Raw genomic sequence first — 26,740 nt, 5'->3', positions numbered from 1 at the left:
GTGCCGCGCGGGCTGGACCCGGCGGGTGGGCTGGCCGCGCTGCGCGGGCTGCTGGACCGGCCGCTGGCCTCCTACCACCTGCTGCTGTCCAGCGCCGGCCTGCTGCTGCTGATCGGCCTCACCATGGTCTTCTCCGCGACCAGCGTCCGGGACTACGCGGAGAACGGCAACGCCTCGACGTCCCTGGTCAAGCAGGCGATCTTCGCGGTGATCGGCATCGTCGCGTTCTGGGCGTGCCAGCGGCTGCCGGCGACGACCTACCGGGCGCTGGGCCGGCCGCTGCTGTTCACCGCCATCGGCCTGCTGCTGGTGCTCAACCTGCTGCTCGTGTACGCCCGGCTGACCAAGCAGGACTCGGCCCAGATCGGCCCGATCGAGGCCCGGCTGCTCTGGCTCTTCGTCGGCGGCATCCAGGTGCAGCCCTCCGAGTTCGCGAAGTTCGCCCTGGTGCTCTGGGGCGCCCACGTGATCGCCCGCAAGGGCGCCGCGCTGGGCTGGTGGCGGGAGCTGGCCACCCCGCTCTTCCCGGTGGTGGGCCTGCTCTTCGTCCTCGTCGGCTACAACGACCTGGGCACGATGCTCTGCCTGCTCGCCCTGGTGGTGGGGCTGCTCTGGGCGGCCGGGGTGCGCAAGCGGGTCTTCGCCGCGCTCTCCGCGGTGGGCCTGCTCGGCATCGGTCTGCTGGTCGCGGTGGCCTCGCTCGGCGCCGGCTCCGGCGAGACGGGCGCGGAGAACTACCGGCTGGCCCGGCTGACATCCTTCATCGACCCGCCTCCACTGGACGCGTGCAAGGACGCGGGCTGCTACCAGATCGCCCAGGCCCGCTACGCGATCGAGAACGGCGGCTGGTTCGGCGTCGGCCTCGGCAAGAGCATCGCCAAGTGGCAGTGGCTGCCGGCGGCGGAGAACGACTTCATCTTCGCCGTGGTCGCCGAGGAGTTGGGCGTCGTCGGGTGCGTCGTGGTGGTGGCGCTCTTCGCCGTGCTGGCGTACACCGGGCTGCGGATCGCCCGCCGGGTCGACGACCCGTTCCGCCGGCTCGCCGCCGCGGCGGCGACCACCTGGCTGGTCGGCCAGGCGGTGATCAACATCGGCGGGGTGGTCGGCCTGCTGCCGCTGACCGGAGTGCCGCTGCCGTTCATCTCGGACGGCGGCAGCGCCCTGGTCGTCACCCTCGCCGCCATCGGGATGCTCGCCTCCTTCGCCCGCGCCGAACCCGACGCCGCCAGAGCACTGCATGCCCGTCCGCCGGCCCGATGGGTCCGACTACTCTGGGCCCCGTTGCCGCCGCTTCCCGGGCGGCGCCGCCGTCCGGCGGCGCCCCCGGCTGCCCGAGGGTCCGTGCCCCGGTCGCGGGAGCGGCGGCCGGACGATGTGGCCGCACCGCGCGGTGTCCGGCTGGCCCGGACCCGCCGCGGGTCGGCGGACGAGAGGAGACGTTGATGGGTCCGCTGCGTTCGGTGGTGCTCGCGGGAGGTGGCACCGGGGGGCACATCTACCCGCTGCTCGCCTTCGCCGACTGCCTGCGCCGACACGACCCCGGCGTCCGGATCACCTGCCTGGGGACACCGAAGGGCCTGGAGAACGAGCTGATCCCGCCGCAGGGCTACGACCTGCGGCAGATCCCGGCCTACCAGCTGCCCCGGTCGGTGAACATGAACCTGGTCAAGACCCCCGGCCGGATGTGGACCGCGGCCCGCGCCGCGGGCAAGGTCATCGACGAGGTGCGCGCCGACGTGGTGGTCGGCTTCGGCGGGTACGTCTCCGTGCCGGCCTACCTCGCCGCCTGGCGACGCGAGCTGCCGATCGTGATCCACGAGGTCAACGTGCCGCCCGGGGTGGCCAACCGGCTGGGAATGAGGTTCACCCGCCACGTGGCGGCCGGCTTCCCGCACCAGCCCGCCCAGGCCGAGGCCCTGCGCGACGCCCGGGTCGTCGGCGTGCCGCTGCGCCGGGGCATCGCCGGGCTGGACCGGTTCGCCATGCGCAACGCCGCCAGGGCCCACTTCGGACTCCGCCCCGACCTGCCGGTGCTCTTCGTCGCCGGTGGCTCGCAGGGCGCCCGCTCGATCAACCTCGCGGTCGCCGGCGCGGCGAAGGAACTCGCCCGCCACGGGGTGCAGGTGCTGCACGTGATCGGCGCGCGCAACGAGCCGGTGCCCGTCCCCACCGACCTGCCGGTGCCGTACGTGACGCTGCCGTACCTGTCCGAGATGGAGGCCGGCTACGCCGCGGCGGACCTGATGCTCGGCCGGGGCGGGGCGATGACCTGCGCGGAGGTGGCCGCCATCGGGCTGCCCACCATCTACGTGCCGTACCCGCACAGCAACCAGGAGCAGAAGCGCAACGCGCTGCCCGTGGTGGAGGCCGGCGGCGGGCTGCTCGTCGACGACGCCGAGCTGACGCCGGACTGGGTCGAGCGGACGATCATCCCGCTGATCCGCGACCCGCACCGGCTGCACGCGATGGGCTCCGCCGCCGCCGCGTACGGCCGCCGCGACGGCGACGAGGCACTGCTCAACTTCGTCTTGGAGGCGGTGGCCCCGTGAGTGGGCGCACCGTGAGGGGAAGGTACTCGGCATGAACACCGCACAGTTCACCCCGGCCGGCACGCTCACCGCCGAGGACCTGGGCACGATCCACCTGATCGGGGTGGGCGGGGTCGGCATGAGCGGGCTGGCCCGGCTCTTCCTGACCCGGGGCATCCGGGTCTCCGGCAGCGAGCTGCGGGAGTGGCCCTCCCTGGCCGGCATGCGCGCCCTCGGCGGCACGATCCACATGAGCCACGAGGCGTCCAACCTCGACGGCGTCGACACGGTCGTCTACTCCTCGGCGATCCCGCAGGACCACCTGGAGATGGTGGAGGCACGCCGGCGCGGCCTGCGCGTGCTGCACCGCTCCGAGGCGCTGGCCGCCGCGATGACGGGCCGCCGGACGGTGGCGGTCGCGGGCACCCACGGCAAGACCACGACCACCTCGATGGTCACCATGGTGCTCCAGCAGGCCGGGCAGGACCCGTCCTTCGTGATCGGTGGGGAGATCTCCGAGGTCGGCTCGGGCGCCCACCACGGCACGGGCGAGCACTTCGTGGTCGAGGCGGACGAGAGCGACCGCTCCTTCCTCATCTACCGCCCGTACGTGTCGATCATCACCAACGTCGAGGCCGACCACCTGAACACCTACGGCGACCTCGCCACGCTGGAGGCGGCTTTCGCCGAGTTCGCCCGGCTCACCGACCCGGACGGCTTCATCATCACCTGTGCCGACGACCCGGGCGGGCGGCGGCTGGCCGAGACGCTGCGCGCGGAGGGCCGTCGGGTGCACACCTACGGCGAGGCGGCCGACGCCGACCTGCGGCTGACCGACATCGCCTCGTCGGCCCGGGGCGTGCGCTACCTCGCGAGCATCGACGGGCGGTCGCTCGGCGAGTTCCGGCTGCCGGTGCCCGGGCGGCACATGGGGCTCAACAGCGCCTCGGCCGTGCTGACCGCGTACCTGCTGGGGCTGCCGCTCGAGGCGGCGGAGGGCGCGCTCGCGGCGTTCCCCGGCGTGCGGCGGCGCTTCGAGCGCAAGGGCGTCGCGGACGACGTGCTGGTCTACGACGAGTACGCCTACCACCCGACCTCGATGACGCTGGCGTTGCAGACGCTGCGTGAGGTGGCCGGGGACGGCCGGCTGATCGTGGTCTTCCAGCCCTACCGGCTCTACCGCACCCGCGAACTCCAGGCGGAGATCGCCGAGTCGCTGGCCATCGCCGACGAGCTGGTGCTGCTGGAGGTCTTCGGCCCGGGCGAGCTGCGCGAGCCGGGGGAGGGCTCGGCGGCGCTGATCGAGGCCGTGGCGCTGCCTGCGGAGCGGAAGGTCTTCGTGGACTCGTGGGAGGCCGCGCCGGTGGAGGTGACCCGGCGGGCCCGCCCCGGCGACGTGGTGGTGACCATGGGTGCCCCGCCGATCTCGCTGATGGGGGACCAGCTGCTGGCCGCGCTCTCGGCGCGTACCACCGATCCGGCGGCGCCGGCGGGCACGACGCCCGGCGGCGACGCTGGCGGGACGACCACCATCGGCGGCACCGTCCCCGGCGTCGGCGGTGCCGGCGGCGCGGTCGCGGACGGCGCGGCGCCCGCGGCCGGATGAGTCCCGGTCCGGCGCGGGGGCGCACCACCGGCGCGGACGGCGGCGGCCGGCGCGGGCCGCAGCGGCGGTGGCAGCTGGTCCGGGCCGGCAGCGACGCGGTCCCCGCCTCGACCCGCCGGTTCATGGCCCGGGCCCGGCAGCGTCGGATGCGCGCGGCCCTGCCGTGGGCGGTCGCCGCGGGCGTGCTCGCGGTGGCCGGCCTGGTCGCCTGGACCCTGCTCGGCACCGGCCTGTTCGGGGTGCGTGAGGTCCGCGTCGAGGGTGCCGCGCTGGTTACGACGGTGCAGGTCCGCGACGCGGCCGCGGTGCCCGACGACGCCCCGCTGGCCCGGGTGGACCTGGCCGCCACCGCGCGGCGGGTCGGCGAGCTGCCGGCGGTCCAGCGGGCGGTGGTGACCCGGGACTGGCCGGACACGCTTGTCGTCCGGGTGACGGAGCGCACCGGCGTGGCGGCGGTGCCGCGCGGGGAGCAGTTCGTGGTGATCGACCGCGCGGGTGTGGTCTTCCGGAGCGTGCCGCGGGCGCCGGACGGCCTGCCGGTGGTCCGGCTCGCCGACCCGGGCCCGGACGACGGTTCGACCCGGGCGGCGCTGGAGGTGCTCGGCGCGCTCACCCCGCAGCTGCGCGCCGAGCTGGTGGACGTGACCGTCGAGGGGCTGGCCCGGATCACGCTGCGGCTGCGCGGCGACCGGGTGGTGGTCTGGGGGGACGCGACCCGGGGCGCGGACAAGGCCCGGGTGGCCGGCGCCCTGCTCGACCGGAAGGCCGACACCATCGACGTCAGCGCGCCCGACGTGGTTACCCTGCGGTGACCGGCCGCTCAACCGGCGACGTGACCCGTCCCGCTCCGGCGGCGACACGCCGAGCGGGTCCTTGGCTCATCGCGTGAGGGCGCTTACGTTGCCCCGAAGGGGATCAGTGGTTGACATAACAGTAAGCCTCTAGTAGAGGGTGAGGGTTCAACCCTGATCCTCGCTGGGGACAGCTGTCGTCGGCCGCTGGTCTGGCCAGGCCCTACCCGGTCGGCCCATGCCAATCTCGAAGGGAAAGGACCGGAGATGACACCTCCGCACAACTACCTGGCGGTCATCAAGGTCGTCGGCATCGGTGGCGGCGGCGTCAACGCCGTCAACCGGATGATCGAGGTTGGGCTCAAGGGCGTCGAGTTCATCGCGATCAACACCGACGCGCAGGCGCTGCTCATGAGCGACGCCGACGTGAAGCTCGACGTCGGCCGTGAGCTGACCCGTGGGCTCGGCGCCGGCGCCAACCCCGACGTCGGCAAGAACGCCGCCGAGGACCACCGCGACGAGATCGAGGAGGTGCTCAAGGGCGCCGACATGGTCTTCGTGACCTGCGGCGAGGGCGGCGGCACCGGCACCGGCGGCGCGCCCGTGGTGGCGAACATCGCCCGCAAGCTCGGCGCGCTGACCATCGGCGTGGTCACCCGGCCGTTCTCGTTCGAGGGCAAGCGCCGCCAGGTGCAGGCGGAGTCCGGAATAGACGAACTGCGCAACCAGTGCGACACGCTGATCGTCATCCCCAACGACCGGCTGCTGGCGCTCGGCGACCGCAACATCAGCATGATGGACGCGTTCCGCACCGCCGACCAGGTGCTGCTCTCCGGTGTCCAGGGCATCACCGACCTGATCACCACGCCGGGCCTGATCAACCTGGACTTCGCCGACGTGAAGAGCGTGATGAGCGGCGCGGGCAGCGCGCTCATGGGCATCGGCAGCGCGCGGGGCGAGAACCGCGCCGTCGAGGCGGCCGAGGCGGCCATCTCCAGCCCGCTGCTGGAGCAGAGCATGGACGGCGCGCGCGGCGTGCTGCTCTCCATCGCCGGCGGGTCGGACCTGGGCCTGTTCGAGATCAACGACGCGGCCCAACTCGTCACCGACGCGGCCCACCCCGACGCCAACATCATCTTCGGCGCCGTCATCGACGACGCCCTCGGCGACGAGGTGCGGGTCACCGTCATCGCGGCGGGCTTCGACGGCGGCACGCCGGCGTACAAGGCGGCCGAGCCGCCCCGCAAGAGCAACCAGAACCAGCCGGCGCAGCCGAGCACCCCGGTCGCGCCGCCGGCCACCATGCCGGCCCCGCAGCAGTCGCCCCGCCGGGTGCTCTTCGACGACGTCGACGTGCCCGACTTCCTCAAGAACGGTTCCTGAGTACCGCCGATGACCGACAGCCCAGCCACGGTGCGCCCGGACCGGCGCGCCGAGATCGCGGCCGGCCTGGGCCGCGTACGGTCCCGGATCGCGGACGCCTGTGCCGCCGCGGGTCGGGACGACTCCGAGGTCACCATGATCGCGGTGACCAAGACCTACCCGGCCGGGGACGTGGTGGCCCTGGCCGGGCTCGGCGTCGTCGACATGGGGGAGAACCGCGACCAGGAGGCGTCCGCCAAGTCGGCCGAGGTGGCCGCGGCGGGGGTGACGCCCCGGTGGCACTTCATCGGGCAGTTGCAGCGCAACAAGGCCCGGTCGGTGGTCCGCTACGCCGACGTCGTGCACTCGGTCGACAGTGTCCGGCTGGCGCGGGCGCTGGACGCGGCGTCGGCGGCGGCGCGGGACCGGCCGCTGGACGTGCTGGTCCAGGTGAGCATCGACGGCGACGCGGCGCGGGGCGGGGCGCTGCCCGGCTCGGCCGACCCGGGTGCCGGGCTGGGCGCGGTGGCCGAGGCGGTGGCCGGCGCGGAGGCGCTGCGGCTGGCCGGCCTGATGGCGGTGGCGCCGCTGGGCTGGGAGCCGGAGCGGGCGTTCGCCCGGCTGGCCGAGGTGGCCGCCGGGTTCCGGACGGTCCACCCGGGAGCCGCCGCGCTCTCCGCCGGGATGAGCGGCGACCTGGAAATCGCGATCCGGTACGGCGCGACACATGTCCGCGTCGGCAGCGCGTTGCTCGGAATGCGTCCCACGCTGCGGTAGCCTGACCGCGGGAAGCAAATTACATCTGTGTTGTTTGGGGGATCGGCATCCCGTTGTCGGGGGTCGTGGCACGCGACGCGAATCGCGTGCCAGGGGATTGCCGGTCCGCTCCGGTGGGCAGAAGTGGTCCACTCGCGACAAGCGACACGGTACGGGGGCGCGTGCCGCACGGCGGACGGGAAGGGCGCGGGATGGGTGCACTGCGCAAGGCGGGGGTCTGGCTCGGTCTGGTCGAAGAGGACGACGAGCGGGCCTACGACGACGGTGGCTACGACAAGGGTGGCTACCGCGATTCGCGTTACCGGCAGAGCCGGTACTCGGAGGAGTTCGCCGACGACGACGAGGACGACTCCGAGGAGCCGCCGGCGCCCCGGTCCCGGCTGAGCGACCGTGGCCGGCTCTCCGAGCGCGCCGCCGGTCGGGTTTCCGACGCCGAGCGGGGCGACACCGACCGGCCGGAGCGGGCCGAGCGGTCCAGCGTCCGCTCCATCACCCGGCCGTCGGCCGGCGACACGTCGGGCGCGCTGACCTACCACACCCGCGACAACCTGGCCCTGGCGCCGCAGGCGCAGCCCCGGGAGCGTGCGGTGGTCGCCGAGGAGGAGCAGCGCTACCAGATCACCACGCTGCACCCCACCACGTACCGGGAGGCGCGCACCATCGGTGAGCACTTCCGCGACAACGTTCCGGTGATCATCAACCTCACCGAGATGGACGAGGCCGACGCGCGCCGACTTGTGGACTTCGCCGCCGGCCTCGCGTTCGGGCTGCGGGGTACGATCGAGCGCGTGACCAATCGGGTGTTCCTGCTCTCACCGGCCAATGTCCAGGTCACCGCGGAGGACAAGGCCAAGATCGCCGAGGGCGGCTTCTTCAGCCTGAGCTAGCCCCGCCCGACCCGAGGGACGTCGCCTGCCGTGTTGTCGATCGTGCTGCAAGTGCTCTATCTGGTGCTCTACTTCTTCCTGCTCGTCCTGCTGGCCCGGTTCGTCCTGAGCGCCGTCCTCCAGTACGGCCGTCGCTGGCAGCCGGGGCGTGGGGCATCGGTGGGGCTGGAAATCGTGTGGAGCGTCACTGATCCCCCTCTCAACGCGTTGAGGCGTGTGATCCCTCCGTTGCGAATTGGTACCGTGAGCATCGACCTGGCCTCACTTGTGCTCCTGGTTATCCTGTTCGTGCTGATGGAGTTCGTGTTGAGGCGGTCGATCATCGGCACCGTCTGATGACCGACGCGCTTTCGCGGCCGCAACTGACCCGAGGAGTTTCGATGCCGCTGACCCCGGCCGACGTCCACAACGTCGCCTTCAAAAAGCCGCCGATCGGCAAGCGGGGCTACGACGAGGAGGAGGTCGACGCTTTCCTGGACGAGGTCGAGCGCGAGCTTGCCCGTCTCATCGAGGAGAACAACGAGCTGCGCGCCCAGGTGGAGCGCGGCGGCCGTGGTGGCGCCCCCGCCGGCCCCGGTGGCGACGCCCGTCTCGCGGCGGAGCTCAACGACGTCAAGGCCCAGCTCGACCGGGTGCAGCGCGACAAGGCGGCGGCCGAGCAGGCCGCCCGCGCGATGCAGGCCGAGCTGGAGCAGGTTCGCTCCGCCGGCGGCCCGGCCGTCGGCGGCGCCGACGGTGAGCAGCAGGCGCTGCGGGTGCTGATGATGGCCCAGCGGACCGCCGACGACCACGTCTCCGACGCCCGTCGCGAGGCCGACCAGCTGCTCTCCGAGGCCCGTTCCAAGGCCGAGGAGGTCACCCGCGAGGCCCGCGCCAAGGCCGACGCCCTGGAGCGCGACGCCCGCCAGCGGCACCAGGAGGCCATGGGCGGCCTGGACGCCAAGCGCACGGCCCTGCAGAAGCACATCGAGGAGCTCAAGCAGTTCGAGCGTGAGTACCGCACCCGGCTCAAGGCATACCTGGAGAGCCAGCTGCGTGACCTCGACGGCCGCGGCCAGGGCCTGGAGGTCGAGATGACCCGTGGTGGTGAGGGCACCCGGGCCGCCGGCGGCGGCAACGGGCTGGCCACCGCAGGGCTCGCCGGCTCCTACGGCGGCGGCGGTCGCTCCGGCGCTCTCGAGACCGGGCGCTGAACCATCGGTCGGCGGCCGTCGTCACGATGACGGTCGCCGACCTCGCCTCATCAGCACGACGCGGCGGGGGTGAGCCGTGATAGTCGCCAGTCTCCTGCTCATCCTCGTCGCGGTGGTGCTGCTGGTGCTCGGCCTGGCCGGTGGCTCCAGCGTTCTCCTGACCATCTCCATCGCGGCCAGCCTGCTGGCCGCCGTCGCGCTGGTCGCGGGCGCCCGCCAGGCGGCCGCGGACCGGGCGGCGGCGGACCCGGGCCGGCCGGGGTGGCGACCCCGTCGGGCGACCCGCCCGGCCGGACCGGCCTTCGCCGGTGGGCCGTCGGCGGAGCCGGAGATCCCCGTCCAGCACGTTCCTTCCACGGTCTACGCCGACGGCACCGGGTGGCGGCAACCGCCCGAGCCGCCGGTGGCCGACAGCGCCGTCCCGGCCGCCACCGGCACTGTCCCGGCCGCCGCCACGCCCGGTGCCGGCCCCGCTGTGCCGTACGACGACGAGCCGCCCGCGCAGGACGTCACGCCGGGCGAGGCCGCCCGGGTGGCCCGCCTCGCCGCCGAGGTGCGGGTGGTCGACGGGCGGCCCCGCTACCACCTGGCCGACTGCGCGTACCTCGTGGGGCGGGAGCACGAGCCGCTTCCGGTCGCAGAGGCCGTCGACCTCGGCTTCACCCCGTGCGCCCGCTGCGCGCCCGACACCGCCCTGCTCGCCGACGCCGGTCGGATCTGAGCGGCGGGACGCTTCCTGATGGACGCCACGCTGACCGTCGCGGTCCGGGTCAAGCCCGGCTCCGCCCGGGCCCGCGTCGGCGGCCGCTTCGACGGGCCGCACGGGCCGGCCCTGGTGATCGCGGTGCACGCCCCCGCCGTCGACGGGCGGGCCACCGAGGCGGCCCGGCGGGCGCTGGCCGAGGCGCTGGGCGTACGGCCGGGCGCGGTGTCGTTGCGGGCCGGCGCGGCCAGCCGCGACAAGCTCTTCCTGGTCGAGGGGCCGGCCCCGGAGTTGACGGAGGCACTGCACCGGCTGCGTGACGGGGCCGCCGGGTGACGGACGCCGGGGCCGGGCGGCGGTGACGCCGGGGCTGGATCTCGCGCTCCTGCTCGGTGCGGGTGTCCTGCTGGTCGCGGTCGGCGCGGTCCGTCTCTCCACCCGGCTCGGCGTGCCCAGCCTCCTGGCCTACCTGGCCCTCGGGGTGGCGATCGGGGAGGCGGGGCTGGGCATCCGCTTCGACGACGTCGACCTGACCCGGACCCTGGGCTTCTGCGCGCTCATCGTGATCATCGCCGAGGGCGGGCTGACCGCCCGGTGGAGCACCCTGCGTCCGGTGCTCGGGCTGGCCGCACTGCTCTCCACGGTCGGCGTGGTGGTCAGCATCCTGGTCGTCGGCCTCGTCGTGCACCTGCTGCTGGGACTGGACTGGCGGCTGGCCCTGCTCTACGGCGCGGTGCTCTCCTCCACGGACGCGGCGGCGGTCTTCGCCACGCTGCGCCGGCTGCGGCTGCCGCCCCGCCTGGTGGCGACCCTGGAGGCGGAGTCGGGGATGAACGACGCCCCGGTCGTGCTGCTGGTGGTGCTGCTGTCCCGGGAGGGCGTCAGCCACCCGTGGTGGTACGAGATCTCCCTGGTCAGCTACGAGCTGGGCGCCGGCGCGGCGGTCGGTCTCGCGGCCGGCGTCGGCGGGCGGTGGGCGCTGCGCCGGGCGGCGCTGCCGTCGGCGGGGCTCTACCCGATCGCGGCGGTCGGGCTGACCGTGTTCGCCTACGCCGCCGGCGCGGTGCTGCACGCCTCGGGTTTCCTCGCCGTCTACGTGGCGGGGGTGATCCTCGGCAACGCCCGGCTGCCGCACCGGCAGGCGATCCTCGGCTTCGCCGACGGCCTGGCGTGGCTGGCCCAGATCGGGCTTTTCGTGCTGCTCGGGCTGCTCGTCTCGCCGGGCCGGCTGGGCTCGGCGGTGCTGCCGGCGGTGGTCGCCGGGCTGGCGCTCGTGCTGCTGGCCCGGCCGCTGTCGGTGGCGGCGTCCGCACTGCCGTTCCGGTTCGGCCTGCGCGAGCAGGCGTTCCTGTCCTGGGCGGGGCTGCGCGGGGCGGTGCCGATCGTGCTCGCCACCATTCCGCTGTCCGAGCGGGTGCCGGGCGCCGACCGGCTCTTCGACTCGGTCTTCGTACTGGTGGTGATCTTCACGCTGCTGCAGACCGGGACGCTGGCTCCGGTGGCCCGCCGGCTGCGGGTGACCGCGCCGGCCGAGGCGACCGAGATCCGGGTGGAGACGGCGCCGCTGGAGCGGATGGGCGCGGACTTGCTCCAGCTGGAGGTGCCGCCCGGTTCCCGGCTGGCCGGGGTGCACGTCGACGAGTTGCGGCTGCCGCTGGGCGCCTCGGTGACCCTGGTGCTGCGCGACGGAGCGGGCGTCGTGCCCGGCCCGGACTTCCGGCTGATGACCGGCGACAGCATGTTGATCGTGGCCACGGCCGGGGTGCGCGACGAGGCGGAGCGGCGGCTGCGGGCCGTCAGCCGGCGGGGTCGGCTGGCCCGCTGGTTTGGCGAGTACGGCCAGGGTCCCGACACGTGATCTGCTAGCGTTCCTTTTGCCCCGGTTAGGGATGACCAGGGGCCGAACGCCGGTACGTCGGAGCGGCACGTTGTCGTGCGCCTGTACGTTCCGTATTCTTGCGAATCTCCGGAGTGCGCGGCCCCGTCGCCGCGCGCCCCTTTTGTACCTGGGGGCGCCGATGCCGGCGGCCCCTGTCCAGGTGCCGCGGAACGCCGCGGTTCCGCGGCCGAGGGAGCGACGATGGCGAAGCCAGCCGACACCAGGACCGCCGGCCGGAAGCCGGTGGCGAAGGCCACCCGCAGCGCTGCGGAGACCGAGAAGATCCGGGCGGCCCTGGCGGCGCGGCGTGACGAGTTGCGCGCCGAGTACGATCGGACGCTGAGCGAGATCACCGAGCTGCAGCGCGACCGGCTGACCGACTCGGCCGGGGACGACCAGGCCGACACCGGGACCAAGACGTTCGAGCGTGAGCAGGAGATTTCACTCGCCAACAGCATCCTGGAACGGATCACGCAGGTCGAGCGGGCGCTGGAGCGGCTCGACGAGGGTGGCTACGGCTGGTGCGAGCGGTGCGGCAACCCCATTCCGGTGGAGCGGCTCGCCGCCTTCCCGTCGGCCACCCTCTGCGTGACGTGCAAGCAGCTGGAGGAGCGGCGCTGAGGCCCGCTCCCCGGCGGCCATGGGAGGCGGCGCGGACGCGTCGCCGCGAGCGTCGATGGGGAGCAGATGTCCGAAGCACCGCCCGCCGGGCCCGGCAGCGCTGAGCCGGGTGCCGACAGCGCCGAGCCGGGGTCCGGCACGCCCCACCGCCGGGCTGCGGCCACCCTGTTCGGCCTCGCGCTCACGGTGCTCGCCGCCGACGCGGCGACCAAGCACCTCGCCCTGGGCACGCTCGAGGACCGCGAGCCGGTCAGGCTTCTCGGCGGCGCGGTCTACCTCAGCCTGACCCGCAACAGCGGCGCGGCGTGGAGCATCGGCGCCGACTACACCTGGGTCTTCCCGCTGATCACCCTCGGGGTGGTCGGTTGGATCGTCTGGATGGCGCTGCGCCTGCGTTCGCTGCCCTGGGCGATCTCGCTGGGCCTGGTGCTGGGCGGGGCGCTGGGCAACTTCGCCGACCGGGTCTTCCGCGCCCCGGGCTGGTTCGTGGGGCACGTGGTGGACATGGTCAGCGTCTTCGCCCCGTACGGCCGGGTGTTCCCGGTGTTCAACCTGGCCGACAGCGCCCTCGTCTGCGGCGTGCTGCTCGCCCTCCTGCTGGAGTTGACCGGCCGGCAGCGTGACGGCAGCCGGATCGGCCACGGCGAGTCCACCGACGAGGCGGCGGCCCAGGCCGACGCCGGGCAGCGGGAGCGGGCATGACCGCCGCCTTCGCCGCCGGCGGCGACCACCGTTCCCTGCCCGTCCCCGACGGCCTCAACGGCACGCGGCTCGACCAGGCCGTGTCGCGGCTGTTCGGGCTGTCCCGCACCGCCGCCGCGGCCCTGGTCGACGCCGGCGACGCGCTTGTCGACGGGGCCGCCCGGCCGAACTCCTACCGGGTGAAGGCCGGCTCCTGGCTGGAGGTGACCCTGCCCGCGCCGGTCGCCCCGCCCACCGTGGTGCCGCAGGCGGTGCCCGGGCTGCGGGTGGTGTACGCCGACGACGACATCGTGGTGGTGGACAAGCCGGTCGGCGTCGCGGCCCACCCGAGCCCCGGCTGGACCGGCCCGACGGTGATCGGCGCGCTGGCCGCCATCGGGCACCGCATCTCGACCAGCGGCGCCGCCGAGCGGCAGGGCGTGGTGCACCGGCTCGACGTCGGCACCACGGGCATCATGGTGGTGGCCAAGAGCGAGCAGGCGTACACCGCGTTGAAGCGGGCGTTCAAGTACCGCGAGGTGGAGAAGCGCTACCACGCGGTGGTGCAGGGGCACCTGGACCCGCTGCGCGGCACCGTCGACGCCCCGATCGACCGGCACCCCACCCACGACTACCGCTGGGCGGTGGTCTCCGGCGGCAAGCCGAGCATCACCCACTACGACACGGTGGAGGCGTTCCCGGCGGCGAGCCTGGTCGACGTGCGGCTGGAGACCGGGCGCACCCACCAGATCCGGGTGCACTTCTCCACGCTGCGGCACCCGTGCGTGGGCGACCTCACGTACGGCGCCGACCCGACCCTGTCCGCCCGGCTCGGCCTGTCCAGGCAGTGGCTGCACGCCCGGTCGCTGAGCTTCCTGCACCCCCGCACGGGGGACGAGGTGCGCTTCGTCAGCGACTACCCTGACGACCTGGACCGCGCGCTCGAGATCCTCCGCGACTGAGCGTCGTCCCGCCCGTGACGATCCGACGAGGGGATCCCGCCATGTGTGCCGGTGCCCCCGCCCCGACCGTGGGCGAAACGTCGGAAGCCGCGCCGGGCGTGACGCGACCATCACCGAAACCGGCCGGACCGGTCGGCGGCGGGTCGCCGCCGGCCGTCCTGTCGACCTCCTGGTACGCCGGCGCCGACGGCGTACCGGGGCCCGTGCCGTGACGGGACGAAGAACCGAAGGTGCGTAGACGGGTGTGGTCCGAATAGGGTTTCGTTCGTAGCCTGTCAGACGGGCATCGATGGCGCTGGGAGGGCGAGCCTTGGAGGGCAGCGAGACCGGCTGGGGGCGGCCGGCCGAACCAGCACCGCGGTGGCGGGCGCTGCTCGACCGGGCCCGGCACGGCAGCCGCACGGCCGAGCAGGCCGAGGCCGACCGACACGCCGATCCGCCGCCCCTCCCGCCGGAGCCGCTGCCCCGCCGCTCGTCGGGCAACGGCTATGCCGCGCGGGTGCCGGCCATCGGGCGGGCCCCCGAGCCGTACGTGCCGGAGCCCGGCCCACCGCCGTACGGCGCGGATGGCCCACCGCCGTACGGCGCGGAGTACGGCCGCCCGGTCGACGCCGGCTACCGGGCCGAGGCCACCTACCGGGTGGAGCCGGCCTACCGGATGGACCCGCTGGAGCCCGCCTACCGGGTGGAGCCGGAACAACCGCCCGAGCCGAGCTACCGGTTGGATCCGGTCGAGCCGTCCTACCGGTCGGAACCGGTCGAGCCGAGCTACCGGGCGGAACCGGTCGAGCCGAGCTACCGGGCGGATCCCATCGAGCCGAGCTACCGGTCGGGCTCCATCGAGCCGTCCTACCGGTCGGACCCGATCGAGCCGACCTACCGGGCGGACCCGGGGTATCCGGCCGAGCCGGCGTACCGCGTGCCGGCCCAGCCCCCGCCGCCCCGCATCGAGACCGAGCCGCGCCGGGGCCCGGGGCCGGTCGAGTCGCGCTACGCGGTGCTGGACAACGGCTACCGGCACGAGCCGCCCCCGGTCGAGTCGCGCTACGCGGTGCTCGACAACGGCTATCGCTCCCGGCGCGCCCACCAGGCCCCGCCCGCCGCGCCGCCGCCGGCCGTGCCACCACCAGCGGTACCGCCGCCCGCCGCGCCACCGCCCGTTGTGCCGCCGATCGCCGCGCCACCGCCCGCCGTGCCGCCGCTCGCACCGCCGCCCGCCGAGCGGGGCTACCCGGCGCGCGTCGAGTGGCGCCCACGCGGCACGGAGGACGAGGTGGAGCGCGCCGTCGGGGTGCTCCGCCGCGACCTGGGCACCCCCCGGGTGCTCGCGTTCGCCAACCCGAAGGGCGGCGTGCACAAGACCACCGCCACCGTGCTGGCCGCGGCGACCGTCGGCAGCGTACGCGGGCGGGGCGTGCTGGCCTGGGACGACAACGAGCTGCGCGGCACGCTCGGGCTGCGCGCCGGCAGCGCCCGGCACGCCCGGACCATCCGGCACCTGGTCGGCGATCTCGCGCACGTCGAGATCAAGGAGGGCGCCGAGCTGCTGGCGCACCTGGACGACTACCTGCGGCACGCCTCCGACGGCTCGTACGACGTGCTGGCCGGCGAGGAGAGCCCCCGTTTCGCCCAGCGACTCGACCAGTTCACCGTCCGGCGGGTGCTGGAGTTGCTGCGGCGCACCCACGACGTGGTCTGCGTGGACACGGGCAACAACGTGGAGAGCGCCAACTGGCGCACCGTCATGCAGGCGGCGGACCAGCTCGTGGTGACCACCGTGCCCCGCGAGGACGCCGCGTTCAGCGCCGACTGGATGCTGGACCTGCTGCACGAGGTCGGGATGGGTGAGCTGGCCGACAACGCGGTCACCCTGATCTCCTGCCCCACCCCGGGCCGCTCGCCGTTGCAGGACGACCTGGAGCGGCACTTCGCCACCCGTACCCGGGCCGTCGCCGTGGTGCCGTACGACCCGGCGCTGGAGACCGGCTCCTCGATCGAGTACCACCAGCTCCAGCAGGAGACCCGGCAGGCGTGGCTGAAGGCCGCCTCGGTGATGCTGGAGCCGTTCGCCCGGTGAGCGGGTGTGCCGCCACCGACGGCCCACGCCGCCCACGGGCCTGAGAGGATCACCGGGTGAGCGCGGACACCCCCGAACCCGACCGGCCCGGCCACCTGCCCGACGAGCCGGGGGCACCGGCCGCCTGGGCGGCACCCGACCCGCCGCACCGCGTCGGCCCCGCCGACCACCCGCACGCCGCCGGGGAACCCGCCCCGCCGCACGACGCCACGACCGGCGGCCCGTGGCACACCACGACAGGCACGCCGGCGTACGCCCCGACCGGCGACGCGTGGCGGGCACCGGCCGGCGGGCCGCCGTACGGCGGGACGGTGGAGTACGTACCGGGCGGGGCCGGGCTGGAATACGCCGCCGGCTACCCGCTCGCGCCGCCGGCGGAGCCGGACCTGCCGCGCGGGCGGGCGGTGCGGCTCGCCCTGCTGACGGCGCTCGTGACGACCGTGCTCGGGGTGCCGCTCGGGCTGCTCTGGGCCGCCCTCGCGCCGGACACGCCGGTGATCAAGGTCGCCGAGGGGGCGATCTACGCCGAGCCGCAGCCGGAGCAGCCGATCGCCGCCGACGGCTGGTTCAGCCTGCTGGGGCTGGGCTTCGGGGTGCTCGCCGCTCTCGCGCTGTGGTTCCTGCTGCGCCGGCTCCGGGGACCGGTCGGGCTGTTCGCCGTCGTGCTCGGCGCCTTCGGCGCGGCGCTGGTCGCCTGGCAAGTGGGTCGGCGCACGGGGCTGGCCGGCTACGAGCGGCTGCTGGAGAGCGCGCCCGTCGGGCAGGCCTTCGAGAAGCCGGCCGACCTGCGGGCCGGCGGGATCGAGTGGGTGTTCGGCGTGCTGCCGGTGCCGCACGGCAACCTGCTGCTGCCGGCGTTCGGCGCGGCGGTGACGTACACCCTGCTGGCCGGCTGGTCCCGCTGGCCGTCGTTGCGCCCGGAGCGCGAGCCCGGCGTGCCCGGGCTCAGTTGGGGGTCGGCGGAGACGCCAGCTCCGTCAGCGGCACCGGAACCGCCCGCACCTGGCGCAGCAGCGCCGCCTCACGGTTGAGCAGGCGCAGCTCGGCGCGGAGCCGGGCGGCGGTGTCGTCGATGGCGAGCAGCCGCTGCCGGTCGGCCACGGTCAGCACGGCCGTGGCGGCCACCAGGTGCGACAGCACCGTCGGATCCTCCGGCAACTGCTCGGACAGCTCCTCGGGATCGGCCCGGATCAGGCCCAGGTACTGCCGGAAGACCGAGATCACCCGGGCGGCGAGCAGGTCGGCGACCTCGTCGGGCCCGCCCGGCTCGGGCAGCCACTCCACGTCGGCGGTCAGGTAGGGCTCGGTGTTCCGGTCGACGTCGGCGACGCGGAACCTGCGCTTGCCCACCGTGACGATGTCGAAGCCACCGTCGGGGCGCTCGGTGACCTGCCGCAGCTCGGCGGTGCAGCCCACCTCGTGCAGGGTGACGTCGCCGCCACCGGGCAGCGGCTTGCCGTCCGGCCCGGTGGGGGCGACCTCCCAGCCGGTCCGGATGGCCACCACGCCGAACTCGCGCGGGGCGTCCTCGGGCAGCGCGACCAGGTGCCGGACCAGGGCGCGGTAGCGCTCCTCGAATATGTGCAGCGGCAGCACCAGACCGGGGAAGAGGACCATTCCGAGCGGAAACACCGGCAGCCGCGCAGTCACGCGTCGAGCGTAGCCCGATCCCGGCGCGGCGGCGTGGCCCGGCTCACCGTCCCGGCGTACGGGCGGCGCCGGTCGCCGTCCGGGCGGGCCGCCTAGACTCGCAAGGGTGTTGAACCGGATCGACCTGCGCGGCGGCGTCCGTGACCCGCGCCGCCTGCTGCCCCGTGCCCAACTCGACGTCTCCGTGGCCGTCGAGCGGATCCGCCCCCTCGTGGAGGCGGTCCGGGAGCATGGTTACCCGGCGATCCGGGAGGCCAGTGAGCGCTTCGACGGGGTCTCGCCCGAGGTGCTGCGGGTGCCCGCCGAGGCGATCGCCGAGGCGGAGGACACCCTCGCTCCCGAGGTGCGCGCCGCGCTGCTGGAGTCGATCGCGCGGGCCCGCAAGGTGCACGCCGACCAGCGGCGCACCGACCACACCACCCAGGTGGTGCCGGGTGGCACGGTGACCGAGCGCTGGGTGCCGGTCGACCGGGTCGGCCTCTACGTCCCCGGCGGCCTGGCGATGTACCCGTCGACAGTGGTGATGAACGTGGTGCCGGCCCAGGCGGCCGGGGTGCGTTCGCTGGTGGTGGCGAGTCCGCCGCAGAAGGAGAACGGCGGCCTGCCCGACGCCCGGGTGCTCGCCGCCTGCGCCCTGCTCGGTGTCGACGAGGTCTACGCCGTCGGCGGCGCCCAGGCAGTGGCGATGCTGGCGTACGGCGCGGCGGTCGACGCCGAGGGTGCCGCGCACTGCGACCCGGTCGACATGATCACCGGGCCGGGCAACATCTGGGTCACCGCCGCCAAGCGGCTGCTGCGCGGCGTCGTCGGCATCGACGCCGAGGCCGGCCCGACCGAGATCGCCATCCTGGCCGACGACACCGCCGACCCGGCGCACGTCGCGGCCGACCTGGTCAGCCAGGCCGAGCACGACCCCCTCGCGGCCAGCGTGCTGGTGACCCCCTCGGTCGAGCTGGTGGAGGCCGTGGAGCGGGAGCTGGCCCGGCAGGTGCCGGCCACCAAGCACGCCGAGCGGGTCACCACCGCGCTCACCGGCGAGCAGAGCGGCGTCGTCCTGGTCGACGACCTCGACGCCGGGCTGCGGGTGGTGGACGCGTACGCGGCCGAGCACCTGGAGATCCAGACCCGGGACGCCCGGGAGTGGGCGCTGCGGGTACGCAACGCCGGGGCGATCTTCGTCGGCGCCTGGTCGCCGGTGTCGCTCGGCGACTACTGCGCCGGCTCCAACCACGTGCTGCCCACCGGCGGCTGCGCCCGGCACTCCTCCGGGCTGTCGGTGCAGTCCTTCCTGCGCGGCATCCACCTGGTCGACTACTCGGAGCAGGCGCTGCGCGAGGTGGCCCCGCACGTGGTCACTCTGGCCGGCGTCGAGGACCTGCCGGCGCATGGCCGGGCCGTCCAGGTGCGTTTCCCGGGGGAGCTGGCATGACCACCCTCGACGACCTGCCGATCCGCGACGACCTGCGCGGGCTGTCGCCGTACGGGGCGCCGCAGCTCGACGTGCCCGTGCGGCTGAACACCAACGAGAACTCCTACCCGGTGCCCGAGCCGGTGGTGGACGCGATCGGCAAGGCCCTCGCGGCGGAGCTGCGCGACCTCAACCGCTACCCGGACCGCGACGCCGTGGCGCTGCGCGCCGACCTGGCCGGCTACCTGGGTCACGGGCTCACCGTCGAGCAGGTGTGGGCGGCCAACGGCTCCAACGAGATCCAGCAGCAGCTGCTCCAGGCGTTCGGCGGCCCGGGGCGCAGCGCGCTCGGCTTCGTCCCCGCGTACTCGATGCACCCGCTGCTGGCCCTCGGCACCGGCACCCGGTGGGTGCCGGCCCGCCGCGGCGTCGACTTCGGGCTGACCGCCGACGAGGCGGTCGCCCAGGTCCGCGAGCACGCCCCGGACGTGGTCTTCCTCTGCTCGCCGAACAACCCCACCGGCACGGCCCTCGACCCGGCGGTGGTCGCCGCGGTGCTGGACGCCGCGCCCGGCATGGTGATCGTCGACGAGGCGTACGCCGAGTTCGCCCGCCCCGGCACGGTCAGCGCCCTGGCGGTGCTGCCCGGGCACCCGCGGCTGGTGGTGACCCGGACGATGAGCAAGGCGTTCGGGTTCGCCGGCGGCCGGCTGGGCTACCTGGCGGCCGACCCGGCGGTGGTGGCGGCGGTGCAGCTGGTCCGGCTGCCGTACCACCTCTCGGCGCTGACCCAGGCCGCGGCCCGGGCGGCGCTGGCGCACCGCGACGCCCTCCTCGACACGGTGGCCGCGATCTGCGAGCAGCGGGACCGGATCGTGGCGCGGCTGCGCGAGCGGGGGGTGCGGGTGGCCGACAGCGACGCCAACTTCGTGCTGTTCGAGGTCGGGGGCGACCAGGCCGCCGCCTGGCGCACCCTGCTCGACGCCGGCGTGCTGGTACGCGACGTCGGCCTGCCGGGCTGGCTGCGGGTCACCGCCGGCACCCCCGCCGAGACCGACGCCTTCCTCGCCGCGATGGAGAAGATCCAGTGAGCGTGCGAGCCCCGCAGTCGCGACCGAAAGGCAAGCAATGAGCCGGACCGCCCGCGTGGAGCGGATCACCAAGGAGACCAAGGTCCTCGTCGAGATCGACCTCGACGGCACCGGCCGGGCCGAGATCGGCACCGGCGTCGGCTTCTACGACCACATGCTGCACCAGATCGCCCGGCACGGCGGCTTCGACCTGACCGTGCGCACCGTGGGTGACCTGGAGATCGACGCCCACCACACGATGGAGGACACCGCGCTCGCCCTGGGCGCCGCGTTCGACCAGGCGCTGGGGGACAAGGCCGGCATCCGGCGGTACGGCTCGGCCACCGTCCCGATGGACGAGGTCCTCGTCCGGGCCGCGGTCGACCTCTCCGGCCGCCCGTACGTGGTGCACGACGAGCCGGTGCTGGCGCCGTACATCGGGCCGGTCTACCCGACCAGCATGACCCGGCACATCTGGGAGTCCTTCGGCCAGGCGGCCCGGATCACGCTGCACGTGGACGTGCTGCGGGCGGCCCGCCCCGGCGGTCACCCGGACGCCCACCACGTGGTGGAGGCCCAGTTCAAGGCGGTCTCCCGCGCGCTGCGCGAGGCCACCGCCGTCGACCCGCGCGCGGCGGGCGCGATCCCCAGCACGAAGGGGGCTCTGTGAGCGCGAGGAACGCAGCGCAGCGGAGTACCGCAGGCGCGAACGGAAGGCGGTTCTGATGGGTGGGGTGCTGCCGACGTTGCTGCTGATCCTGGCCGGCGTGCTGGTCGGCGGGGCGTGGTCGCTGCACAAGCAGGGCGCCCCGCGTGGGGCGGTGGTCGTCACGGCGCTGCTCGCCGCGCTGGCCACGGTCGGCGGCGTGCTGTGGCTGCTGCCGGGGGAGGGCGCGTGAGCCGGGTGGTGGTGCTCGACTACGGGTCGGGCAACCTGCGCTCGGCCGAGCGCGCCCTGGCCCGCGCCGGCGCGGACGTGACGGTGACCGACGACCTGACCGCCGCCGCCGAGGCGGACGGCCTGGTGGTGCCCGGTGTGGGCGCGTACGCCGCCTGCATGGCCGGGATCGAGGCCCTCGGCGCCGGCCCGGTGATCGCCGAGCGCGTCGCCGCCGGCCGTCCGGTGCTGGGCATCTGCGTGGGCATGCAGGTGCTCTTCGAGCACGGCGACGAGCACGGGGTGGTGACCAAGGGGCTCGGGCTGCTGCCCGGCGGGGTGACCAGGCTGGCCGCCCCCCGGCTGCCGCACATGGGCTGGAACACGGTCGCGGCGCCGGCGGGTTCGGTGCTCTTCGCCGGCCTGCCCGCTGACAGCCGGTTCTACTTCGTGCACTCGTACGGGGTCGGGGACCCGGGCGCGCTGGCGGAGGCCGGCGCCACGGTCACCACCGCCCACCACGGGACGGACTTCGTGGCGGCCGTGGAGCGGGGTCCGCTCTGCGCCGCGCAGTTCCACCCGGAGAAGTCCGCCGACACCGGTGCCGCGCTGCTGCGCAACTGGCTCGCCACGCTTTCCACCGGTGACTGAGCGCCTGCCCGGTGCGGCGGGCCCGCTCCGGCCCGCCGCCGGCCGCCCTGTCCCGCGTCGACAGCTACCCGGACGACCGCGCCCCCGGCGGGACACGCCGTGAGCAAGGAGCGGGCCCGGCGCCGGGCGGCCCGGGAGGCCGAGGCCGCCCGGGAACGGGCCGTCCGCGAGCGGCGGACCGCCCGGCGGTCGCGGCGGCGGGCACTCGTCCGCCGGTTGACGCCGTCGCTGCGCCGGGGGCGGACGGGCCGGCTGCCCCGGCACAGTCGCGGCGAGCGGGCCGCCATCGTGCTGCTGACCCTGGTGGCGATGGTCCTGATCTGGTCGCTCGTCGACGACCTGGCGCTGCGCATCGCGCTGGTCGTGCTGTTGCTGCTCGTACTGCCGGCGATCGTGGTGATCGCCCTGGACCGTCGCACCTGACTTCGAGGAGAAATACCGTGAGCCTCACCCTGTTGCCCGCCGTGGACGTCGCCGACGGCCAGGCCGTCCGACTCGTGCAGGGAGCCGCCGGCAGCGAGACGACGTACGGCGACCCGTTGGAGGCCGCGCTCGCCTGGCAGCGGGACGGCGCCGAGTGGATCCACCTGGTCGACCTCGACGCCGCGTTCGGCCGGGGCTCCAACGCGCACCTGCTGGCCGAGGTGGTGCGGCAGCTCGACGTGAAGGTGGAGCTGTCCGGCGGCATCCGCGACGACGAGTCGCTGCACGCCGCGCTCGGCACCGGCGCCGCCCGGGTGAACATCGGCACCGCCGCCCTGGAGGATCCGGTCTGGTGCGACCGGGTGTGCGGGGAGTACGGCGACCGGGTGGCGATCGGGCTCGACGTGCGGGGCCGTACCCTCTCCGCCCGGGGCTGGACGCGCGACGGCGGCGACCTCTTCGAGGTGTTGGAGCGGCTGGACAAGGCGGGCGCGGCGCGTTACGTCGTCACCGACATCACCAAGGACGGCACCATGCGCGGGCCGAACCTGGACCTGCTGCGCGAGGTCTGTGCCCGCACCGACGCCCCGGTGATCGCCTCGGGCGGCGTCTCCACCCTGGACGACCTGCGGGCGCTGGCCACCCTGGAGTCGATCGGGGTGGAGGGCGTGATCGCCGGCAAGGCGCTGTACGCGGGCGCCTTCACCGTGGCGCAGGCGCTGGAAACCCTGGCGGCGGCGTGACCGTCACGCGGCTCGGCTCGGGCGGCCCCTGGGAGTCGGTGTACGGCTACTGCCGGGTCGTCCGGGCCGGCGACCTGGCCTGGACGGCCGGCTGCACCTCGACGGTGGACGGCGTGGTCACCCACGTCGGGGACGCGGCGGCGCAGACCGCGCAGGCCCTGCGGATCGGCCTGGACGCGCTCGCCGAGGTGGGCGCGGAGCCCGGGGACGTGGTGCGGACCCGGATGTACGTCACCGACCGGACGTACGCCGACGAGGTGGGCCGGGCGCACAACGTGGTCTTCGGCGCGGTCCGTCCGGCGGCCACCATGGTGGTGGTGGCCGGCCTGCTCGACCCGGACCATCTGGTCGAGGTGGAGTTGGAGGCGTACCTCGGCGAGCGCTGAGCCCGGGGAAGCGCGCCGAGCCGGTGCCGCCCGACGTGCCGCTGTGCGACCTGATCGGTTGCGCACAATCTAATCGCGCGCTACGGTTTCCCGGTGACCGACCATCTGGTGCTGCGCCGGCAGGTGTGCTTCGCGCTCTACGCCGCGTCGCGCGCCCTCACCGACGTCTACCGGCCCGTCCTCGACGAGTTCGGCCTGACCTACCCGCAGTACCTGGTGCTGCTGGTGCTCTGGGAGCGCGACGACGCCCCCACGGTCTCCGAGCTCGGCGCCGCCCTGCGCCTGGACTCCGGCACGCTCTCCCCGCTGCTCAAGCGGCTGGAGGGGGCGGGGCTGGTCGTCCGGACCCGGTCGGCGCGCGACGAGCGACGGGTGGAGGTGGGCCTGACCGGCGACGGGCGGGCCCTGCGGCACCGGATGGACGAGGTGCCGCTGCGGGTCGCCCGCGCCACGGGCCTCACCGAGGCGGAGCTGGTCGCCCTGCGCGACACCCTCACCCGGGTCACCGAGACGATCCACCGACAGAAGGAGCAGTGACCACCATGCAGGTGCTCTACACCGCGTCCGCCCGGGCCACCGGGGACGGTCGGGACGGCCACGTCCGCACCTCCGACGGCACCGTCGAGCTCGACCTGGCCGTGCCGAAGGAGATGGGTGGCGCCGGCGGCGCCGCCAACCCCGAGCAGCTCTTCGCGGCCGGCTACGCCGCCTGCTTCCACTCGGCGCTGCGCCTGGTCGCCCGCAGGGCGAAGGTCGACGTCTCCGGCTCGGTCGTCGAGGCCGAGGTCGGCATCGGCGCCAACGGCAGCGGCGGCTTCGGGCTGGCCGTCACCCTTCTGGTCGACCTCCCGGCCGTCGAGCGGGCCGCCGCCGAGCAGGTCGTCGAGCAGGCCCACCAGGTCTGCCCATACTCGAACGCCACCCGCGGCAACGTCGAGGTCACCCTCACCGTGCGCGAGGCGCTGTGAGCATCCGCAACCGGGAGATCCACCTGGCCTCCCGCCCGCAGGGCTGGCCGACCGCGGACAACTTCCGGCTCGTCGAGACCGAGGTGCCCACCCCGGGGCCGGGGCAGATCGTGGTCCGCAACCGGTACGTGTCGGTCGACCCGTACATGCGGGGGCGGATGAACGACGTCAGGTCCTACGTGCCGCCGTTCGCGCTCGACGCCCCGCTGGACGGCGGGGCGGTCGGCGAGGTGGTGGCCAGCGAGGTCGAGGGCCTCCAGCCCGGCGACACCGTGCTGCACGGCCTCGGCTGGCGCGAGTACGCGCTGCTCGACGCGCGGGCCGCCCGGAAGGTCGACCCCGACCTCGCCCCGGTCAGCTCCTACCTGAGCGTGCTCGGCATGACCGGCCTGACGGCGTACGCCGGGCTGCTGGACGTCGCCGGGATGAAGGCGGGGGAGACCGTCTTCGTCTCCGCCGCCGCCGGCGCGGTGGGCAGCCTGGTCGGCCAGATCGCCAAGCTGCGGGGCGCGGCGCGCGTGGTCGGCAGCGCGGGCTCGGCGGCCAAGGTCGAGCGGCTGCGCGCGCTCGGCTTCGACGCCGCGTTCGACTACCACGACGGGCCGGTGCGCGACTCGCTCAAGGCCGCCGCCCCGGACGGCGTCGACGTCTACTTCGACAACGTCGGCGGCGACCACCTGGAGGCGGCGATCTCCGCGATGAAGGTGCACGGCCGGGCCGCGATCTGCGGCATGATCGCGCAGTACAACGACACCGAGCCCCCGGCCGCGCCGCGCAACCTGGCGCTGGTCATCGGCAAGCGGCTCACCCTGCGCGGCTTCCTGGTCGGCGACCACGGCCACCTGCGCGACGAGTTCGTGCGCGAGATGGCCGGCTGGCTGCGCGACGGCAGGGTCTCGTACGACGAGACGGTCGTCGACGGCATCGAGAACGCCCCGGAGGCGTTCCTCGGCCTGCTGCGCGGCGAGAACCTGGGCAAGATGCTCGTCCGGGTGTAAGGAAGGGCCCCTTCCGGACCCCGGGGAGCGTGGCGGCGCGCCGCAGCGGCGGTGGTCGGCCTCACAGGTCGGTCACCGCCGGTGCCGGGAGGGATAGGCTCGCGGCATGACGGTGGCGGTGCGGGTCATCCCGTGTCTCGACGTGGACGCCGGTCGGGTGGTCAAGGGAGTCAACTTCCTCGACCTGCGCGACGCCGGCGACCCGGTGGAACTGGCGGCGGCGTACGACCGGGCCGGCGCGGACGAGCTGACCTTCCTCGACGTCACCGCCTCCTCCAGCGACCGGGGCACCATGCTCGACGTGGTCCGCCGCACGGCGGAGTCGGTCTTCATCCCGCTGACCGTCGGCGGTGGCGTCCGGCAGGTCGCCGACGTCGACACCCTGCTGCGCGCCGGCGCGGACAAGGTCGGGGTGAACACCGCCGCGATCGCCCGCCCCGAGCTGATCGCCGAGATCGCCGACCGTTTCGGCCGGCAGGTGCTGGTGCTCTCGCTCGACGTGCGGCGGGCGCCCGGCGGCGGCACGCCCAGCGGGTTCGAGGTGACCACCCACGGCGGTCGGCGCGGCACCGGGCTGGACGCGGTCGAGTGGGCGCGGCGCGGCGCCGAGTTGGGCGCGGGCGAGATCCTGCTGAACTCGATGGACGCCGACGGCACCAAGGCCGGCTTCGACCTCGAACTCATCGGCGCGGTGCGCCGGGTGGTGGACGTGCCGGTGGTGGCCAGCGGCGGCGCGGGCGAGGTGGCGCACTTCGCGCCGGCGATCGGCGCCGGCGCCGACGCGGTGCTCGCCGCCAGCGTCTTCCACTTCGGCGAGCTGACCGTCGCCGAGGTCAAGGACGCGCTGCGCGGGGCCGGGCACCCCGTCCGCTGACCGCCCCCGCGCGATCCGCCCGGTGCCTCCGGGCCGCGTGATCCGCCCGGTGCCTCCGGGCCGCGTGATCCGCCCGGTGCCTCCGGGCCGCGCGATCCGCCCGGTCCCTTCGGCCCGCGCGATCCGTCGGCGCCCGCTCAGTCGCGGCGGGAACGGTTCTCGGGGGAGCGCCGGGGCGCCGGGATCGAGCGCACCACGTACTCCTGCACGGCGGCGGCGTGGTCGGCCTCGTCCAGGTGCCAGTCGGCGCTGACGGGGGCGTGTCGCCGGACCAGGACGCCCTGCACGGTGTCCACCGTGGTGGCCAGCCCGGCGTTCGGCCTGGTGCGCCAGAGGCGCTCACCGTCGGAGGTGATCCGGAACCAGCCGTCGGTGACGCTGACCAGCCCGGCCCCGACGAGGCGACGGACCGCCGCCTCCACCTCGTGTCGCTCGGGGATCGCCTGGTTGAGATGGTCGGCGGTGGAGAGCACGTCGGCGAGGCGTACGCCCTCGGGGCGGCGGCTGGCCGCCGCGCGGCGGTGCCGTCCCGCACCGCTGGCGATCACCACCGAGACGAAGATCCAGGCATCGGTCCAGCGCCATCCGTTCTCCCCCATGCGAGGATTCTGCCGGGCGTGGCGTC

General features: G+C 74.7%; 31 protein-coding genes. 29 read left to right on the top strand and 2 right to left on the bottom strand.

The annotated features are described in order from the left end of the window. The first annotated feature begins 30 nt into the window (after positions 1 to 30). The 17 genes from ACGFNF_RS00535 to ACGFNF_RS00455 all read left to right on the top strand — a co-directional run bounded on the left by ACGFNF_RS00535 (position 31) and on the right by ACGFNF_RS00455 (position 17,098). Entirely contained in the window at positions 31 to 1,443 is a 1,413-nt protein-coding gene (locus ACGFNF_RS00535; RefSeq protein ID WP_393165314.1) for an FtsW/RodA/SpoVE family cell cycle protein, read from the top strand. Continuing rightward, the gene (gene murG, locus ACGFNF_RS00530; RefSeq protein ID WP_151455888.1) at positions 1,443 to 2,549 is read left to right on the top strand and encodes an undecaprenyldiphospho-muramoylpentapeptide beta-N-acetylglucosaminyltransferase; all 1,107 of its coding nucleotides are present in this window, start codon (positions 1,443 to 1,445) and stop codon (positions 2,547 to 2,549) included. The genes ACGFNF_RS00535 and murG overlap by 1 nt, the downstream gene beginning before the upstream one ends. A 31-nt stretch (positions 2,550 to 2,580) precedes the next feature. Then, the gene (murC, locus tag ACGFNF_RS00525) at positions 2,581 to 4,134 is read left to right on the top strand and encodes a UDP-N-acetylmuramate--L-alanine ligase (RefSeq protein ID WP_393164831.1); all 1,554 of its coding nucleotides are present in this window, start codon (positions 2,581 to 2,583) and stop codon (positions 4,132 to 4,134) included. Continuing rightward, on the top strand, positions 4,131 to 4,946 hold the full coding sequence (locus tag ACGFNF_RS00520; protein WP_393164829.1) for a cell division protein FtsQ/DivIB: 816 nt from the start codon (positions 4,131 to 4,133) through the stop codon (positions 4,944 to 4,946). Before murC ends, ACGFNF_RS00520 begins: the two co-directional genes overlap by 4 nt. A 246-nt stretch (positions 4,947 to 5,192) precedes the next feature. Then, positions 5,193 to 6,308: a cell division protein FtsZ gene (gene ftsZ, locus ACGFNF_RS00515; protein ID WP_363622263.1), complete on the top strand. Its 1,116-nt coding sequence runs from the start codon at positions 5,193 to 5,195 to the stop codon at positions 6,306 to 6,308. Positions 6,309 to 6,317: 9 nt separating this feature from the next. After that, on the top strand, positions 6,318 to 7,064 hold the full coding sequence (locus ACGFNF_RS00510) for a YggS family pyridoxal phosphate-dependent enzyme (protein ID WP_311411628.1): 747 nt from the start codon (positions 6,318 to 6,320) through the stop codon (positions 7,062 to 7,064). A gap of 191 nt (positions 7,065 to 7,255) precedes the next feature. After that, on the top strand, positions 7,256 to 7,951 hold the full coding sequence (locus ACGFNF_RS00505; RefSeq protein ID WP_357577653.1) for a cell division protein SepF: 696 nt from the start codon (positions 7,256 to 7,258) through the stop codon (positions 7,949 to 7,951). 30 nt (positions 7,952 to 7,981) lie between these two features. Next, positions 7,982 to 8,287: a YggT family protein gene (locus tag ACGFNF_RS00500; RefSeq protein ID WP_088999245.1), complete on the top strand. Its 306-nt coding sequence runs from the start codon at positions 7,982 to 7,984 to the stop codon at positions 8,285 to 8,287. A 44-nt stretch (positions 8,288 to 8,331) separates the two neighbouring features. Continuing rightward, on the top strand, positions 8,332 to 9,144 hold the full coding sequence (locus ACGFNF_RS00495; RefSeq protein ID WP_311411629.1) for a DivIVA domain-containing protein: 813 nt from the start codon (positions 8,332 to 8,334) through the stop codon (positions 9,142 to 9,144). A 76-nt stretch (positions 9,145 to 9,220) separates the two neighbouring features. Further along, positions 9,221 to 9,865, top strand: a complete 645-nt coding sequence (locus ACGFNF_RS00490) for a hypothetical protein (RefSeq protein WP_393164826.1) — start codon at positions 9,221 to 9,223, stop codon at positions 9,863 to 9,865. Between the two features lie 18 nt (positions 9,866 to 9,883). Then, the gene (locus ACGFNF_RS00485; RefSeq protein WP_393164824.1) at positions 9,884 to 10,183 is read left to right on the top strand and encodes a DUF167 domain-containing protein; all 300 of its coding nucleotides are present in this window, start codon (positions 9,884 to 9,886) and stop codon (positions 10,181 to 10,183) included. 22 nt (positions 10,184 to 10,205) lie between these two features. After that, positions 10,206 to 11,705 (top strand): potassium/proton antiporter, encoded by a 1,500-nt coding sequence (locus ACGFNF_RS00480; protein ID WP_393165312.1) that lies wholly within the window; start codon positions 10,206 to 10,208, stop codon positions 11,703 to 11,705. 222 nt (positions 11,706 to 11,927) lie between these two features. Next, positions 11,928 to 12,347, top strand: a complete 420-nt coding sequence (locus ACGFNF_RS00475; protein WP_121400566.1) for a TraR/DksA C4-type zinc finger protein — start codon at positions 11,928 to 11,930, stop codon at positions 12,345 to 12,347. Between the two features lie 66 nt (positions 12,348 to 12,413). Continuing rightward, entirely contained in the window at positions 12,414 to 13,049 is a 636-nt protein-coding gene (gene lspA, locus ACGFNF_RS00470) for a signal peptidase II (RefSeq protein WP_393164822.1), read from the top strand. Beyond that, positions 13,046 to 13,990 carry an RluA family pseudouridine synthase gene (locus ACGFNF_RS00465; protein ID WP_393164820.1) on the top strand — a complete coding sequence of 315 codons (945 nt, stop codon included), beginning with the start codon at positions 13,046 to 13,048 and terminating at the stop codon, positions 13,988 to 13,990. The genes lspA and ACGFNF_RS00465 overlap by 4 nt, the downstream gene beginning before the upstream one ends. Before the next feature lie 310 nt (positions 13,991 to 14,300). Beyond that, positions 14,301 to 16,067, top strand: coding sequence for an AAA family ATPase (locus tag ACGFNF_RS00460; RefSeq protein ID WP_393164818.1), 1,767 nt, complete (start codon positions 14,301 to 14,303; stop codon positions 16,065 to 16,067). 56 nt (positions 16,068 to 16,123) lie between these two features. After that, positions 16,124 to 17,098, top strand: a complete 975-nt coding sequence (locus ACGFNF_RS00455) for a DUF2567 domain-containing protein (protein ID WP_393164816.1) — start codon at positions 16,124 to 16,126, stop codon at positions 17,096 to 17,098. On the opposite strand, the gene ACGFNF_RS00450 is transcribed toward ACGFNF_RS00455, so the two are convergent. After that, positions 17,013 to 17,717, bottom strand: a complete 705-nt coding sequence (locus ACGFNF_RS00450; RefSeq protein WP_357577657.1) for an LON peptidase substrate-binding domain-containing protein — start codon at positions 17,715 to 17,717, stop codon at positions 17,013 to 17,015. The genes ACGFNF_RS00455 and ACGFNF_RS00450 overlap by 86 nt on opposite strands. A gap of 106 nt (positions 17,718 to 17,823) precedes the next feature. Between ACGFNF_RS00450 and hisD the strand changes: the two genes are divergently transcribed. The 12 genes from hisD (at position 17,824) to hisF (ending at position 26,115) form a co-directional block, all read left to right on the top strand. Continuing rightward, entirely contained in the window at positions 17,824 to 19,146 is a 1,323-nt protein-coding gene (gene hisD, locus ACGFNF_RS00445) for a histidinol dehydrogenase (RefSeq protein WP_393164814.1), read from the top strand. Next, on the top strand, positions 19,143 to 20,216 hold the full coding sequence (locus ACGFNF_RS00440) for a histidinol-phosphate transaminase (RefSeq protein ID WP_393164812.1): 1,074 nt from the start codon (positions 19,143 to 19,145) through the stop codon (positions 20,214 to 20,216). Before hisD ends, ACGFNF_RS00440 begins: the two co-directional genes overlap by 4 nt. Before the next feature lie 37 nt (positions 20,217 to 20,253). Continuing rightward, positions 20,254 to 20,865: an imidazoleglycerol-phosphate dehydratase HisB gene (gene hisB, locus ACGFNF_RS00435; RefSeq protein ID WP_132236332.1), complete on the top strand. Its 612-nt coding sequence runs from the start codon at positions 20,254 to 20,256 to the stop codon at positions 20,863 to 20,865. Between the two features lie 55 nt (positions 20,866 to 20,920). Further along, positions 20,921 to 21,094, top strand: a complete 174-nt coding sequence (locus ACGFNF_RS00430; RefSeq protein WP_165947807.1) for a hypothetical protein — start codon at positions 20,921 to 20,923, stop codon at positions 21,092 to 21,094. After that, positions 21,091 to 21,723, top strand: a complete 633-nt coding sequence (hisH, locus tag ACGFNF_RS00425) for an imidazole glycerol phosphate synthase subunit HisH (RefSeq protein WP_357577660.1) — start codon at positions 21,091 to 21,093, stop codon at positions 21,721 to 21,723. Before ACGFNF_RS00430 ends, hisH begins: the two co-directional genes overlap by 4 nt. Before the next feature lie 99 nt (positions 21,724 to 21,822). Continuing rightward, positions 21,823 to 22,146, top strand: a complete 324-nt coding sequence (locus ACGFNF_RS00420) for a hypothetical protein (RefSeq protein ID WP_357577661.1) — start codon at positions 21,823 to 21,825, stop codon at positions 22,144 to 22,146. A gap of 17 nt (positions 22,147 to 22,163) precedes the next feature. Beyond that, positions 22,164 to 22,889, top strand: a complete 726-nt coding sequence (gene priA, locus ACGFNF_RS00415) for a bifunctional 1-(5-phosphoribosyl)-5-((5-phosphoribosylamino)methylideneamino)imidazole-4-carboxamide isomerase/phosphoribosylanthranilate isomerase PriA (RefSeq protein WP_357577662.1) — start codon at positions 22,164 to 22,166, stop codon at positions 22,887 to 22,889. Continuing rightward, positions 22,886 to 23,275, top strand: coding sequence for a RidA family protein (locus ACGFNF_RS00410; protein WP_132236340.1), 390 nt, complete (start codon positions 22,886 to 22,888; stop codon positions 23,273 to 23,275). Before priA ends, ACGFNF_RS00410 begins: the two co-directional genes overlap by 4 nt. A gap of 93 nt (positions 23,276 to 23,368) precedes the next feature. Then, positions 23,369 to 23,812 (top strand): MarR family winged helix-turn-helix transcriptional regulator, encoded by a 444-nt coding sequence (locus ACGFNF_RS00405; RefSeq protein WP_151454278.1) that lies wholly within the window; start codon positions 23,369 to 23,371, stop codon positions 23,810 to 23,812. Between the two features lie 5 nt (positions 23,813 to 23,817). After that, positions 23,818 to 24,243 carry an organic hydroperoxide resistance protein gene (locus ACGFNF_RS00400; protein WP_393165310.1) on the top strand — a complete coding sequence of 142 codons (426 nt, stop codon included), beginning with the start codon at positions 23,818 to 23,820 and terminating at the stop codon, positions 24,241 to 24,243. After that, the gene (locus ACGFNF_RS00395) at positions 24,240 to 25,241 is read left to right on the top strand and encodes an NADP-dependent oxidoreductase (protein ID WP_393164808.1); all 1,002 of its coding nucleotides are present in this window, start codon (positions 24,240 to 24,242) and stop codon (positions 25,239 to 25,241) included. Before ACGFNF_RS00400 ends, ACGFNF_RS00395 begins: the two co-directional genes overlap by 4 nt. A 106-nt stretch (positions 25,242 to 25,347) precedes the next feature. Continuing rightward, the gene (gene hisF / locus ACGFNF_RS00390) at positions 25,348 to 26,115 is read left to right on the top strand and encodes an imidazole glycerol phosphate synthase subunit HisF (protein ID WP_101411832.1); all 768 of its coding nucleotides are present in this window, start codon (positions 25,348 to 25,350) and stop codon (positions 26,113 to 26,115) included. Between the two features lie 137 nt (positions 26,116 to 26,252). On the opposite strand, the gene ACGFNF_RS00385 is transcribed toward hisF, so the two are convergent. Next, positions 26,253 to 26,714, bottom strand: a complete 462-nt coding sequence (locus ACGFNF_RS00385; protein ID WP_357577665.1) for a hypothetical protein — start codon at positions 26,712 to 26,714, stop codon at positions 26,253 to 26,255. Positions 26,715 to 26,740 lie beyond the last annotated feature (26 nt).

This window comes from Micromonospora sp. NPDC048868, from assembly GCF_043198195.1.
Lineage (GTDB): Bacteria > Actinomycetota > Actinomycetes > Mycobacteriales > Micromonosporaceae > Micromonospora > Micromonospora reichwaldensis.
Note: the sequence above shows the minus strand (reverse complement) of the source record. Positions and strands in the feature narration are given on the sequence as shown.

What these genes read in the sequence shown, in the direction of transcription:
- lspA (WP_393164822.1), top strand. Translation starts at nt 12,414, where the DNA reads ATGTCCGAAGCACCGCCCGCCGGGCCCGGCAGCGCTGAGCCGGGTGCC.
- murG (WP_151455888.1), top strand. Translation starts at nt 1,443, where the DNA reads ATGGGTCCGCTGCGTTCGGTGGTGCTCGCGGGAGGTGGCACCGGGGGG.
- ACGFNF_RS00465 (WP_393164820.1), top strand. Translation starts at nt 13,046, where the DNA reads ATGACCGCCGCCTTCGCCGCCGGCGGCGACCACCGTTCCCTGCCCGTC.
- ACGFNF_RS00505 (WP_357577653.1), top strand. Translation starts at nt 7,256, where the DNA reads ATGGGTGCACTGCGCAAGGCGGGGGTCTGGCTCGGTCTGGTCGAAGAG.
- ACGFNF_RS00495 (WP_311411629.1), top strand. Translation starts at nt 8,332, where the DNA reads ATGCCGCTGACCCCGGCCGACGTCCACAACGTCGCCTTCAAAAAGCCG.
- hisF (WP_101411832.1), top strand. Translation starts at nt 25,348, where the DNA reads ATGACGGTGGCGGTGCGGGTCATCCCGTGTCTCGACGTGGACGCCGGT.
- murC (WP_393164831.1), top strand. Translation starts at nt 2,581, where the DNA reads ATGAACACCGCACAGTTCACCCCGGCCGGCACGCTCACCGCCGAGGAC.
- ACGFNF_RS00400 (WP_393165310.1), top strand. Translation starts at nt 23,818, where the DNA reads ATGCAGGTGCTCTACACCGCGTCCGCCCGGGCCACCGGGGACGGTCGG.
- ACGFNF_RS00385 (WP_357577665.1), bottom strand. Translation starts at nt 26,714, where the DNA reads ATGGGGGAGAACGGATGGCGCTGGACCGATGCCTGGATCTTCGTCTCG.
- ACGFNF_RS00485 (WP_393164824.1), top strand. Translation starts at nt 9,884, where the DNA reads ATGGACGCCACGCTGACCGTCGCGGTCCGGGTCAAGCCCGGCTCCGCC.
- ACGFNF_RS00510 (WP_311411628.1), top strand. Translation starts at nt 6,318, where the DNA reads ATGACCGACAGCCCAGCCACGGTGCGCCCGGACCGGCGCGCCGAGATC.
- ACGFNF_RS00430 (WP_165947807.1), top strand. Translation starts at nt 20,921, where the DNA reads ATGGGTGGGGTGCTGCCGACGTTGCTGCTGATCCTGGCCGGCGTGCTG.
- hisB (WP_132236332.1), top strand. Translation starts at nt 20,254, where the DNA reads ATGAGCCGGACCGCCCGCGTGGAGCGGATCACCAAGGAGACCAAGGTC.
- ACGFNF_RS00475 (WP_121400566.1), top strand. Translation starts at nt 11,928, where the DNA reads ATGGCGAAGCCAGCCGACACCAGGACCGCCGGCCGGAAGCCGGTGGCG.
- ACGFNF_RS00440 (WP_393164812.1), top strand. Translation starts at nt 19,143, where the DNA reads ATGACCACCCTCGACGACCTGCCGATCCGCGACGACCTGCGCGGGCTG.
- ftsZ (WP_363622263.1), top strand. Translation starts at nt 5,193, where the DNA reads ATGACACCTCCGCACAACTACCTGGCGGTCATCAAGGTCGTCGGCATC.
- ACGFNF_RS00520 (WP_393164829.1), top strand. Translation starts at nt 4,131, where the DNA reads ATGAGTCCCGGTCCGGCGCGGGGGCGCACCACCGGCGCGGACGGCGGC.